Below are 13,873 nucleotides of genomic sequence, written 5' to 3' on the forward strand. Positions count from 1 at the left end.
ATGGCTAAGGAAAGGAAATTCGATTTTGCGCCGCTTCCGCGGGTTGCTGACATTCAGGAGGAGGTTGATAACAACAAAACCAATGAGGTTGCAGACGGAGCGCCTACGAAAGTAACATTTGATTGTGACTACATTTTAATGGAAAACATGAAAGATTACGGTTACTGGGAAGGCCTAACGCAAAAAGATATCATTCTTGAATCCTTAAAGCTGTATTTTCAGGACAAAGAGATCCGCCCAAGACCAGACAAAATTAGAAACCGCACAAAAGTAGGCCGCAAGCCAAAGTCGGTTAGTGAGTAAGATGATCACATCCCCTGTCACACTGAGGCTGTCACACTGAGCGGAGCCGAAGTGCGTTACTGCTAGCAGAAGCGCACTTCGGCTCCGCTCAGTGTGACAGCGGATGTAACAACTCATCATCCTACTCAATCAGCAGCTTCCCGGAAACCTCTTTCCCACCATTGCTGAATTTGTATAAATACAATCCCGTCGTTCTATTCAGATTCAGTTCGGTTTGCTGCTCGAACTGCTTCTGCATTACTTTTCTGCCTTGAATATCGAACAGCGTGAACAGTGATGCTCCTGCCAGCTTCGTAGTGACTTTCACAAAACCTCTTGCCGGATTAGGTGAAACCTGTACAAGTGCATTGGCTGGATTTTCAACAGCTAATATCGGCGCTACTTTCACTTCCGTTGTCGCGGTGTCTGCACAGCCATTTCCGTCTACTACCCGAACTTCATAAACGCCCGAATTCTTGACAGTTGCATTTTCGATCCGTGCCGTCTGGGTTTGGGATTTAAAATCTTCCGGTCCTTGCCAGGAATAATTGATGCCTCCGTTGGCCGAAAGTTCAATGGTCTCTTTTTCAAAGTATGGGCCTGTATTGGTTGCGGTGGCTTTTGGCTGTTCAAAGACGATGACCTTTGCTTTTAATGTTGAATCAGGCTGGCCTAGCGTTTTGCATGTTACAGTGTAGTCAGTTGTTGCCTTTGGGCTTACATTAATAGACAACCCAGCTTCACCTGTGGACCAGGAAACATTTCCGGCGCAGCCCGATGCAGTGAGCAAGCTAAACGCACTCGGACAAATGCCTGGATCAGAAATTTTTACCTTAAAGACAAGCGGCGCATTGCTTTTGACCAAAGCCCATTGAACCGTTTTAGTACGCTCATTCGCCCTGTCATCCCGTCTGCTTAGCAATGTTGAGTCAAACACCGAGGCAACTAAGGTGCCCGAATTTTCCTCCATATCAGTCACATTTAAGCTTATTTCGCTTCCGGTCCTGATCAACTTTCCGTCCAGCGACCATGTTACTTTCAAGCTGTTGGGCTCGGGCTCGACCAGGGTTAATTTGAATGTTTTGGGTTGATCCGAAAGCACGATTCCCTGCGATGGCTCAGGCAAAACCTGGTCAATCGGACTTACATATTGCAAAATCCGCTCAGCTGTGGCCTCTTTACAAACTGCACAAAATGATCGGTCGAGATATTCCATCAGGCAGTTGGCGTGCGTTGGCTTAAACCATTTGGCGGCCTCGCCTTCGCCGTGTGGGAATATACCAATGTTCGTTTCATCCAGCCAGTTCTTCCATTTTATTGTTGCCGGATCGGTAATGGCTGTCATATTAGGAGCCTCCCAGCCATATTGCGGCCCCGCCCAGTATTCATCATTCAGAAAAGAAAAAGTATGTCCGATTTCGTGAACGCCAATGGTGTTCGCAGCAGAATGCAATGTATGGACCGCAATGCCACCGCCCGAACCGCCATAGAATGGTGTGTTAACCAGCATAACGACCAAATCGGCCGTCGGAAAGTTAAAAGCCAGCACATTCGTGAGATTCTGATAGTTTTGGACAACAACGAGCCGATGAATGTATTCGCCAAATGTCGTCCCATAATAAGTCTCCTTCTTACCGACAGGCTGATCGGGATACGCGTCTGGTGCATTGCCCGGATTGCTTACGCCACTCTCCCTGGACGGTGTTGCAATAGAGAAAAAGTTGAAATAGTTGCGGTAAACATTGTACGGCGCGTAGTTGAGAAAGAAATCCGCAAATTTCCTGGCCTCTTCCGTAAACTTCGGAAGTTCGGCCTGCGTAAAACCGTCTCCCAGAATAACAACATTAACCCTGTTATCGATGGAGCCATGTTTATAGATAGTGTCGACCTCAAAAGTTTGAGAGAAGCAGGCAAAAGATGAAATTAAAAATAATACGAGGGTAAAAAATCTGGCCATCTATTCTAAGTTAAGTGTGTAGATTTTAATGTTTTCTTTTCCAGGCATAATGCTGTATAATTCGATCTTTTTTAGGCCATTTTCATTTTGAATGCGAACAGAAAGTATGCCCTCCTTTGCATTTAAATTCTGTTTGGTCAATCGTCCGTCCTCGCTGGCAACCTCTACGGACTTGTAAAGCGGATGCTCGAAAACCAATTCGTTTTCCATATCATTAACCGGATAGCGCGGGATTACAATGATCCGATACGGACTATGAACAGGCGCAGTCAAATTTCTCAGCTTCCCATTTCCTGAAACTGCATTAACCAGCTCAACCGTTTCCATTTTCCCTTTCCCTTTACTAATCTTGAAATCCAGGAAAAGAATGTGGTTTGCCGCATTAGGATCAAAATTTCTGACCTGCCGGATCGAAAGTGTCGATTCAGCAGTTTTGCAGCCCGTTAGTGCAACGCCAATAATCATTACAAGCAGAAAGTAAATTTTGCACATCATAACTTTTGACACAAAATCCCTTAAAACGGTTGCACTGCGCATTGCCTAAGTAAGGATGCTTTTTACCACATGGCCATGCACATCCGTGAGCCGGAACCTTCTACCTTGAAATTTATAAGTCAACTGTTCGTGGTCAACGCCCATTAAGTGCATTAATGTTGCCTGAAAATCATGCACATGGACAGGATCTTTTACAATATTATAACTAAAATCGTCCGTCTCACCGAAACTGATTCCCGGCTTCACTCCCGCCCCGGCCATCCACATAGTAAAGCAGCGTGGGTGATGGTCGCGGCCGTAATCATCGGCGGTAAGTTTGCCTTGTGAATAAACGGTGCGCCCGAACTCTCCACCCCAAACAACCAATGTATCGTCCAGCAAACCCCTGCGTTTCAGATCCATGATCAATGCAGCCGTCGCCTGATCTGTGTTTTTACATTGTTGGGCAATGCTTTTGGGCAGTCCGCCATGGTTGTCCCAGCCCTGGTGATAGAGCTGCACGAACTTGACATCCTTTTCCAAAAGCTTGCGGGCGAGAATGCAATTGGCTGCATAAGTCCCTGCATCACGGCCGTCCGGCCCATACAAATCGAAAACCTCATCCGGTTCACCGGCAGTATCCATCACTTCCGGCACGGATGTCTGCATCCGGAAAGCCATTTCATACTGCGCAATGCGCGCGTCCACTTCCGGATCGCCGTAGGGCTCATTTTGCAGTTGATTCAGCTTTGCCAGATAATCCAGCATTTCCTTCCGGTCGGCGCCGTCATAGCCTTCGGGATTATTCAGGAAAAGCACCGGATCTTTCCCCGACCCGAACTGAACGCCCTGGTGTTTGGAAGGCAAAAAGCCGTTTCCCCAGAGCCTGGCGTACAAAGGCTGATCTTTTGCACCATTTTTTGAAACCAAAACAATGAATGATGGCAGATTCTGATTATCGGTCCCTAACCCATAACTAACCCACGAACCGATAGACGGCCTGCCCGGGAGCTGATTGCCCGTTTGGAAAAAAGTGATCGCCGGATCGTGGTTAATGGCCTCGGAATAAACGGATTTGATCATACACAACTCATCCACAACCTTGGCAGTATGCGGCATCAACTCACTCACCCAGGTGCCGCTTTTGCCATGCTGGTTAAATCCATAAACCGACGGGACCACTGGCAAAGAACTCTGGTTCGCGCTCATGCCCGTAAGCCTCTGCCCTTTCCTGACTGAATCTGGCAAGTTCTGGCCGGCCATATTCACCAGTTTTGGCTTGTAATCGAATGTTTCAAACTGTGAAGGGCCGCCCGCCATGAACAGGTAAACCACCCGTTTTGCCTTAGGCGCAATGTGTGGCAGCGCTTTCAGGACTTTTTCTTCCAATGCTGCCGCCCCTTCGGTGGTGGCGGCCGCATTGGAACCAAAGAGCTTTTGCGAACCAAATAGCGATCCCATCGCCAGCGCGCCCAGTCCCAGCGAGGTTTTAACCAGGAAATTCCGCCTTTCCAGCTTTTTATTTAGTATATCAAATTCAGGGCTATTGATCCTGAACGGTTCTTTATGATGGTCTTCCATGGTTCATCGCTTGGTTAGGGATGCATCCGAATTCAATATCGTGCTTGCTACAACTGCATTAGCCGCGATTTGGGTCAAATCCATTTTTTTGTCAATAACAAACTGCCCTTGCGCCAGCCAGCCCATCGCTTTTCCGGGTTCCTTGCTAAACTTTTCGACCTGCTTTTTTTGCAGATCCATCAAAAGCACAACTTCCATCGGCGAAGGCTTTCTGCCTGTCAATCTTCGGTAACTCATTATAATGGCATCATTTGTATTCTTCATTGCAGCCATTTGCTGCCCCATCACTTTCATGGCTTCGTTGAATGTCGGATCATTCAATGTGACAAGCGCTTGCAGTGGGGTGTTGGTTTTTTGACGCCTTACCACGCAAAAACTACGCGACGTGGCATCGAATGTGGCGAGCGTAGGATTTGGGACGGATCTTTTGGTGATCACATATAAGCTCCGCCGGTAGACTGCGTCGCCTGAATCCCGCTGATAACTTGTATTATTAATCTCCCAAAGCCCATCCGGCTGATAAGGCTTGACGCTCTTTCCGCCTATTTTTTTATTGATCAATCCGCTCGCTGCCAATGCATTATCCCGGATCATTTCGGCGGTAAGCCGGTTGGCAGGACTGTGCGAAAACAACCGGTTTTCTGGGTCTTTTTCGCGAACTTCCTTCGAAACGTCCGAGCGCTGCCGGTAAGTGGACGACATGACAATCAGCTTGTTAAGCTCTTTCACATTCCATCCCGATTCCTGAAAACGAATCGCCAGCCAATCCAGCAATTGAAGGTGGCTGGGCATCTCTCCCTGGTTACCAAAATCTTCCGTTGTATTCACCAACCCGGTGCCAAAGAAGTTCTGCCAGAACCGGTTCACCGCCACCCGGGCCGTCAGCGGATTATCCCTACTCGTCAGCCACTGCGCGAGTCCATATCTGTTTTTGGGTAAATTATCAGGGAACGCCAAAATTGATTTCGGCGTATTAGGAAAAACCTCTTCCCCGAAAGAATCGTAATTTCCGCGCAGCAAAATGTGCGCCTTTTTCCGATTTGGCATTTCCTGCATCACCATTAATTCCTTGATATGCTCCGTAGAATCAGCCAGCGCAGTCCGGGTCTTTTGAAGATCCATTTCCGCTTTGGTAACCGATTGAGAAACAGCCGATAAATAATATTCTTTCAACACCTTTCGCTGCTCGTCCGTCCATGCGGTTTGATCTATGGAAAGAATCAACTTCCAATCATTTTTTGCTGCCAAAATGCCGATTTCAAACGGGGTTAACGCCCGGTTGTACACTACTATATCGTCTGCCAGACCATTCTTAAAACCATTACCGCGCCACCAGGCACCAATTTGCAGGCCGGGCTGCATTTTAGAATTGAATAGAATATCTTTTGTCAGCTGATCCATTTCCGTAACCATCGCCATTTCTGCACCATCCATAAACAGCTTAAAGCCCGCGGCTTTCGACGATCCGTCATAAGTGATTGTCAGCTGGATCCATCTATTTCTCGGCACATTGTCTTTCGAAACTTTTGTAATCGCATTTGAAGGCGAAGTATGCGCCATATTCAGTTCCAGCTTATTATTTTTCAGATAAAGATGATAGCCGCGGTAATTATAAAGTCGCTCCGCCTGACTCTTATGCAAAATCACCCCCTCCTTCATTTCCTCAGGAACATTCACCCAAATACCGATGCTGAAAGGTTCCGACTTTCTGAAAACGCCGATTTGATTTAGATCCAAAAATACATCACCGTCAAATCGCATGGCATAACCATCTCGATTTGTCACAAAAACCGGCTTTCCGCCAGGCTGGCCCGCCTCCCGTTTCATCACTGCCTTTTCCGCCTGATTGACCTCATTGGATAAACCTTTACTGCTTAATGCGCCTTTATCAAACGAAAAATGTGCCTGTAAGCCCGCAGACGGAATTCTTTCACCCGCCAACTTCCGCAAACCAGCACTGCTGAGCCACTTCTCGAAACCAGCGTGATCACTGTTTTTCATTTGCACGACAGCCTTTTCCAGTTCCATTTCCTGCGATTTCAGGAATTTCAGCATTTTCTCCTCCGCATCGGTCGGTAACATGAGCGTTGGTGTGGGAAGCGCGTCGTCCCAGGAAATTTGTCCCGCTTCTTTTACATTATTAAAAAAGCTGAAAAGCTCGTAGTAGTTTTTTTGGGAAATCGGATCGTATTTATGGTCATGACATTTTGCACAACCTACTGATAATCCAAGCATTGCATCGCCGAATGTATTGGTGCGGTCTACGACATACTCCGTTTGAAACTCTTCCTCAATGATCCCACCCTCCATATTCTGCTGATGGTTCCGGTTGAATGCAGTAGCGATCAGCATTTCTTTCGTAGGTTTCGGCATCAAGTCGCCGGCAAGCTGCCAGTGCAGAAATTGATCATAGGGCAAGTTCCGATTGAATGCGCCGATAACCCAGTCGCGGTAAGGCGACATGTCACGGAGACGATCCACAGTGTAGCCATGCGAATCCGCAAAACGCGCCAGATCCAGCCAGTCGACAGCCATTTTTTCGCCATAATGTGGTGAGTTCATGAGCCGGTCAACCTGTTTTTCATAAGCATTGGCCGACTGGTCATTCAAGAAGCCATCCATTTCTGCAATGGATGGAGGCAATCCGGTTAAATCGAGTGATAACCGACGCAACAACAGCTCTTTATCTGCTTCGGCGGAAGGTTTGAGATTTTCGGTTTCCAGCTTAGCCAGGATAAAATGATCGATCTGGTTTTTGACCCAATTAACATTTTTGACGTCTGGCATTTCCACTTTTTCAGGCTTCTCAAAGGCCCAATGTGGCTTGTAAGCAGCGCCTTCTTCGATCCATTTGATCAAAATTGCCTTTTCCCTGGCATTCAAACTCAAATGCGATGCCGGCGTCGGCATCATATAGTCAGGATCGCCTGAAAGAATGCGGTGGAATACTTCGCTGTTTTTCAGGCTGCCCGGGTCAATCGCCACTTTTCCTTTATTTTCCGGAAGATCACTATATGCAGCTTCCTGTAAATCAAGCCTTAATCCGGCCTTTTGTTTGGCTTTATCCGGTCCGTGACAGGCGAAGCATTTGTCGGACAGCACCGGTTTCACATGCTGATTATAATCCAGGTTTTCCGGCAGTTCCTCATACGCAAGCTGTACATCCTGAGGCAGCTCAGGTCCGCAAGCCAGCATTCCCAAGACGCATGACGCAAATAATATGGCTTTAACCGAGATAGTCATACCGATTTTAGTCATTTTAAAAATAGGATTCAAAGTTTAATCCTAATTATTTCTCTAATCTCCATATATACGATACGAGTGTCTAAATCAGGCTATGCATCTGCATGCTTATCATCCCACACTTCCATCTGTCCCAGCGCTTCATCCATCCCGTTTAATCAAGCCTTTATCATAATTTACTATAAGGTTTTTTTATTCTGTTGCATTTTTATGGTGCAAATACAATCCTATAAAAATGAATAAACTTTTTCTAGCTTCAATCATCATTCTGGCCACCTTCGTTTCTCCTGCAATTGCACAATTTCCAGGTGCCGGCGGAACCGCCCAGCCCAAGGCACTGCCCGGAACTGCGGGCGACCAAACTCCGAAAGGAAACGCAAAACTATCCGGCGCAATCGTTGACTCTTCATCCGCAAAAGGCATTGAATTCGCAAGCATTGCACTTTATAACAAAGCAACCGGCCAGGCTGTGGACGGAACAGTAGCCGATGAAAAAGGAAAATTCACATTATCCAAGCTCGCAGCGGGCGATTACAAGGTCTTGATTTCATTTATTGGATTTGTAAATAAAACAATAGACAACATTGCAATCGGGAAAGGCCAGGAACTGTATCTTGGCGTAATCACCCTATCATCCAATACGAAAACTTTGAACGAAGTTACGGTTACCGGACAAGCTGCTTTGATAGAAGAAAAAGTTGACAGGCTTGTTTATAATGCAGAAAAGGACATTACGGCAAAAGGCGGCGATGCGACGGATATTTTGAGAAAAGTGCCGTTACTAACAGTCGACCTGGACGGTAATGTGTCTTTGCGCGGAAGCCAGAACATTCGCGTGCTGGTGAACAACAAACCGAGCACGATCATTGCCAACAGCGTTGCAGACGCATTGAAGCAAATTCCTGCCGATCAGATCAAAACAGTGGAAGTGATCACAAGCCCATCGGCCAAATACGATGCAGAAGGTTCAGGCGGGATCATTAACATTATTACCAAGAAAAACAGCTTGCAGGGATTGAACCTGAATGTGGACTCCGGCATTGGAAACAGAGGATCTATTCTTTCACTGAATGGTGGTTACCGCAAAGGAAAGGCTGGTTTCACCATCGGTGGTTTCGGACGTGGGATGTACAATACGATCACGAAAACAAACCTCGAACAGACCAGCATTGTCGACAACGTTTCCACGGTAACGCGCCAAACGGGCGACGGATCAAGCCGTGGGTTATTTGGAAATTACAACCTTGGATTTGATTATGATCTGGCCAAAAATCAAAGCATTACGGCCGGTGTGCGCTATGGAGTCCGGAATTTCCGCAGCCAGCAGGACCTGATGACACGCATTATGAAAACGGGTGAAATGGACTTCAACACCGCCCGCAATGTGGATGCAAAGAATCTTTCGGGAACGATTGATGCGAACATTGATTACCTGCATACTTTCAAACCACAGCAGGAATGGAGCATTTCGACGCTTTACAGCCGAAACGATCTGACCAACGACTTTGACGCAGATATCCTGAATGGCAGCAGCGAATTGGTTAACCGTCAGCGCAACCTGAACAAAAGCATCAACCAGGAGTTTACATTCCAATCTGATTATCAGACACCTATCAAGAAAAACCAGTTGCTGGAATTTGGTGGAAAAGCTATTTTCAGAGAGGTTACCAGCGCATACAACTTCCTGATCGCTGAACCAACCGGCGACTTCCGTCCCGAACTGGATCAGCCCGCGGGAGATTTGACCTATCACCAGAACATTGCGGCTGGTTACAGTTCCTACACTTATACAACCAAAAAGCGTTATACTTTCAAAGGAGGTTTGCGTTACGAGCATACATTTATCGATGCAAGCACCAATGAAGGAACTGTGGGCGTAGGAAATTATGGCGTGCTTGTGCCGAGTGTAAATGCTTCCAAAACTTTCAAAGGAACAACATTAAAACTGGGTTATAACCGCCGGATCCAACGTCCCGGATTACAGCAGCTGAACCCGAACTTCAACTCGGCCAACCCGCAGAACATTACCATCGGTAACCCCGAACTGAGACCCGAGCTGACAAACAATTTCGAGTTAGGCGTTAGTAAAAACATCAAAAAGACGTTTGTGAATGCCACTTTCTTTGGCCGCGTCACCAACAATGCCATCTCGCAAGTGCGCCAGCCATCCGATACGCTTGAAGGAGCCATTATTACCACCTATGAGAATATTGGAAAACAACACGCTTATGGTGTAAACATTTTCGCGAACGTGGCTGCCACTTCCAAGATCAGCTTCGGGATCTTCTCCAACATGTATTATGCCACGCTGACTGGTCAGACATTGGAAAAAGGTGTTACACGGAAGTTGGAAAATACAGGTTTTGTAGTGAGCGGAGGGTTGTTTTCTCAGGCAACATTTAAGAACGGCTGGGGCGCACAAGCATTCGGATTTATGCAGGGAAATACGGTCCAGCTGCAAGGTTACCAGGGCGGTTTCGGATTTTATACCGTGGGTGTGAAAAAAGAATTTGCGGATAAAAAAGCAAGCGTTGGACTTGCAGCCGAAAACTTCCTGAGCAGACGTTTTAAAATGCACACCGAGCTGAAATCGCAGGAATTCAACCAGGTAAACGACATTTACATGTACAACCGCGGCATCAGGCTGACATTTACATACAAAATCGGGAAAATGACTATGGACGCACCAAAACGCAAGGCGAAATCGGTTAACAACGACGATGTGAAAAGCGAAGGCGGCGGACAGCAATCCGGTCCGGCTCCGGCAGGTGGCGGAACACCCCGGTAGTAATTTAACTATCAATACTTTAAGAAGATACAAGCTACTTACTCCAAATAAACTTACATATGAAAACAACCAAATTGTTCGTCGCTGTTGCAGCGGCATTGATCTCGGCAAGCACCTTTGCGCAAACTGTCGATGAAATCGTGGATAAGCATGTGGCTGCGCTTGGCGGAATGGATAAAATTAAAGCCGTTAACACGGTTATCACCGAACGTTCACTGGCTGTTCAGGGAATGGAAATCCCAACGAAAACGATTCTTGTGGTGGGCAAATCGCTTCGCAATGAATCGACTATTATGGGCAATTCAATGGTGCAGGTTGTGGACGATTCCAAGGGCTGGATGATCCGTCCGGCACAAATGGGCGGAACGGGCGAGCCTGAGGATATGCCTGCCGATCAGCTGAAACAACAGATTGCATCCCTGGATCCGTTTGGCGGCCTTGTTAACTATAAGGAAAAGGGCAACAAAGTGGAGCTTGTCGGCAAAGAAAAACTGGACAAGAAAGATGTGTATCACCTGAAAGTAACTTCGAAGGAAGGCACATCAATGGACGAATATCTGGACGCGGAAACATTCCTGGTTAGTAAGGTAAAAGTGGACATGAATGGGCAGAGCGGCGAGATCGAGCTTTCGGATTACAAGGAAGTGGAAGGCGTTAAATTTCCCAACATCATGGACATTACCAACGCGCAAATGGGCACAATGTCGTTCATTACCAACAAAGTATCCGTAAACACGCCTGTGGACTCAGCTGTTTTCAAGAAACCGGTAAAATAGAATCTTAAAGTTGCATATCGAAAAGGCATCGGGATATTATTCCGGTGCCTTTTTTGCTTCCCGGCAACCTGGCTGGATTGTTGGTGAAACAAATAAATTGGGAGCAAAGTAAAATAGAGACAAAAAAATCTTAATATTTACTTATTAAGCCAATATTAGTACCCTGCCAGATCGTGGTCGTTTGAATATGTGTAAATGTTTAAAAGTCGTTGTCATCCTGCTTGCATTCCAGTTTGGATACGGGATGATCAACTTGTGCCTTGCCCAATCTTACGGACTTGGTTTTGAAAGTTTTGAATCGGTGCAGGATAAAAGGACCGGCCTGGATCTTTCGCCGGACGGGACATTATGTTTTGATAAAAATTTCGAGCTGTCCTTTGAGGTTTCTTTTCTCAAACACAAAAAAAATTACTTCGGCTACATTGTCCGTCTTATCGAAAACGACCAGAAGAACATTGACATTCTCTATGACAACTCTTCTTTGAATAAAGACCGCTTTAAGGTGGTTATAGGCGATAAATTTTCCAAGATTGCCTTTGATATCAGCGAAAACGCGCTTTACCAGCATTGGAACAAAATAAGGCTGGTGTTTGATAAAAGCACTGGCACGCTTACGGTTTTCAGCCGGACGCAACAATTCAGGCAGGCAGTTGCTTTGGAGAAAAATGGCTGTTTCAAGATTCTCTTTGGGGCAAACAAATACAAAAACTTCAATACGACGGACGTTCCGCCGATGAAAATCCGGAATGTGGCCATCAGCGAAAACGGCAGTGAAAAATACCGGTGGAATCTGGATGAAATGGCCGGGGTTAAAGCAATTGGAACGACAAAAAATACAGATGGCCTCGTTACGAATCCCTTATGGATCAAAAAGATGCATCACGAATGGCAGCCATTGCAAACGTTCCTGGTGCAAGGCCCGGCCCGCGTTACCTGCGACCAATCAACCGGGATCGTTTACGTGGCTGGAACCGATACATTGACATCCTACCACATTTCTAACAACCTGACAAAGCGCATTCCGCATGAGAACCAGCCACTTTTTATGGACAATCAGGTGTTTTATGAGAAATCAAAAAACCGGATCTATAACCTTTTTATCAACGAAAAACAGGTCGCCAGTTTTGATACGATCGGCCGCAAATGGGACAAAAACAATGTAAAGGCCGAATTGAAAACGCATTTCCTGCATGCCAATAAATTTTACTCCAAAACGGATTCAACGATTTATATACTAGGCGGTTACGGCCATCTTGAATACAAAAACATTATTCAAAAATATAAGCCGGCAACCGGACAATGGTCGCAAGCGAGCCCGCAAGACAGTGTTTTTTCGCCGCGTTATCTGGCGGCCGCAGGCGAGGCAACGGGCGGTGCGTACATAATGGGCGGATATGGCAGCATTACCGGCAGGCAAATTCTGAACCCGAGAAACTGGTACGATCTCATTTATTTTAATACCAAAACCGGGACATTTAAAAAAATATATGAGCTGAAAGCTCCTCAGGAGGATTTTGTATTTGCCAACTCCATGATCGTCCGGGAAAAAGAAAACGCATATTATGCGCTGATTTTCCCAAAAGACAAATTCAACTCTGAGTTACAGCTCATCACCGGATCGCTTTCGAAGCCAGAATACAAGGCCGTCGGCTCAAAGATCCCTTTCGAATTCATTGATACGGAATCATTTGCAGACCTGTTTTTCGATGAATCGACAGACAGGTTTGTCGCAGTAACCCTATTCCGGACAGACAAAAACCAGACAAAAGTCTCGATCTACTCCCTCTTCTCCCCGCCATTAGCAAAAGTTCCCACTATTGCGCAGGCTTCTGCGAAGCCAGGAAATATGTTCTGGATCATCGGAGCGGCGGTGGCCGTGATTGCAGGGATATATTTTTACAAAAGGCGTAAACCCGTTGAAACGGTTCAAACAACTCTTCCTATTCCTGCCGAAAAACATCCGGACATGGAGGCTGGCCTTGCAACCGTTCCTGTCATTAACATTCCTGAAAAAAGCATTGAAACGAAGGTCCTTCCGCTTCATAGCAGCATTATGCTCTTTGGTAACCTGCAATTGTTTGATGATGAAGGGACTGAGATTACAAGGTTATTCACGCCTTTGTTGAAGGAGCTTTTCCTGGTAATCCTGTTACATTCCGTGCGCCGGGAAGGGATTAGTTCTGAAAGATTGAAGGAATTGCTTTGGTCCGATAAATCGTCTGAGAGTGCCCGCAACAACCGCGCCGTTAACATTGCGAAGCTGAAAGGGATTTTGGACAAACTCAAATGGTGCCATGTTTCCAAGGAAAGCGGTTATTGGCGCGTCAACATTGATTATGAGCAGATCCACGTCGATTATGCCGAATATTTGAAGCTGGTGTCCGATAAGCGCGTGCTTTCGAAGCAGGACATTGTAGACCTGTCACAGATCAGCAAACGCGGCACATTTCTCGCCGACCTGGAATATGAGTGGCTGGACAGCTTTAAATCTGAAATTTCGAACGAGATCGTCGATGCTTACTTGCGTTATGTTACTTCCGTAAAAATCACGGATGATCCGGAATTTATGATTAAAGTTGCCAATTATATCTTTTATTTTGACCCGGTTAATGAAGAAGCGATGACCATCAAATGCAAGGCGCTGGCGCTTTTGGGCAAGCATTCTCTGGCGAAAACGACTTTTGAGAATTTCGCCAGAGAATACAGCCGGATTTACGGGGAAGAATTTCAAAAGGACATGCCGGAAGTTTTACATTCCTGACCGCCCGTTTC

At 46.3% G+C, this 13,873-nt stretch carries 8 protein-coding genes; 4 read left to right on the forward strand and 4 right to left on the reverse strand.

Translation table 11 applies throughout. The features are described from left to right. The gene (locus tag LZG74_RS21190) at positions 1-303 is read left to right on the forward strand and encodes a hypothetical protein (RefSeq protein ID WP_026628879.1); all 303 of its coding nucleotides are present in this window, start codon (positions 1-3) and stop codon (positions 301-303) included. Between the two features lie 121 nt (positions 304-424). Here the strand turns inward: LZG74_RS21190 and LZG74_RS21195 are convergent, their stop codons facing one another. Genes LZG74_RS21195 through LZG74_RS21210 form a run of 4 tightly spaced genes read right to left on the reverse strand, consistent with a single transcriptional unit; the run spans position 425 to position 7,537 of the window. Continuing rightward, on the reverse strand, positions 425-2,239 hold the full coding sequence (locus LZG74_RS21195) for a M64 family metallopeptidase (protein WP_233798489.1): 1,815 nt from the start codon (positions 2,237-2,239) through the stop codon (positions 425-427). Continuing rightward, on the reverse strand, positions 2,240-2,734 hold the full coding sequence (locus tag LZG74_RS21200; protein ID WP_233798490.1) for a hypothetical protein: 495 nt from the start codon (positions 2,732-2,734) through the stop codon (positions 2,240-2,242). It lies immediately after the preceding gene. A gap of 45 nt (positions 2,735-2,779) precedes the next feature. Beyond that, positions 2,780-4,294 carry a DUF1501 domain-containing protein gene (locus tag LZG74_RS21205; RefSeq protein ID WP_233798491.1) on the reverse strand — a complete coding sequence of 505 codons (1,515 nt, stop codon included), beginning with the start codon at positions 4,292-4,294 and terminating at the stop codon, positions 2,780-2,782. 3 nt (positions 4,295-4,297) lie between these two features. Beyond that, positions 4,298-7,537: a DUF1553 domain-containing protein gene (locus LZG74_RS21210; RefSeq protein ID WP_233798492.1), complete on the reverse strand. Its 3,240-nt coding sequence runs from the start codon at positions 7,535-7,537 to the stop codon at positions 4,298-4,300. A gap of 235 nt (positions 7,538-7,772) precedes the next feature. Here LZG74_RS21210 and LZG74_RS21215 point away from each other — a divergent pair, with 235 nt between their 5' ends. The 3 genes from LZG74_RS21215 to LZG74_RS21225 all read left to right on the forward strand — a co-directional run bounded on the left by LZG74_RS21215 (position 7,773) and on the right by LZG74_RS21225 (position 13,862). Continuing rightward, positions 7,773-10,325: a TonB-dependent receptor domain-containing protein gene (locus LZG74_RS21215; RefSeq protein ID WP_233798493.1), complete on the forward strand. Its 2,553-nt coding sequence runs from the start codon at positions 7,773-7,775 to the stop codon at positions 10,323-10,325. Between the two features lie 59 nt (positions 10,326-10,384). Then, a complete protein-coding gene (locus LZG74_RS21220) occupies positions 10,385-11,101 on the forward strand; it encodes an outer membrane lipoprotein-sorting protein (RefSeq protein WP_233798494.1) in 717 nt (238 codons plus the stop codon). A gap of 187 nt (positions 11,102-11,288) precedes the next feature. After that, positions 11,289-13,862, forward strand: a complete 2,574-nt coding sequence (locus LZG74_RS21225; protein WP_233798495.1) for a galactose oxidase — start codon at positions 11,289-11,291, stop codon at positions 13,860-13,862. Positions 13,863-13,873: the final 11 nt, after the last annotated feature.

It is taken from the genome of Dyadobacter sp. CY327 (assembly GCF_021390415.1).
GTDB lineage: Bacteria > Bacteroidota > Bacteroidia > Cytophagales > Spirosomataceae > Dyadobacter > Dyadobacter chenhuakuii.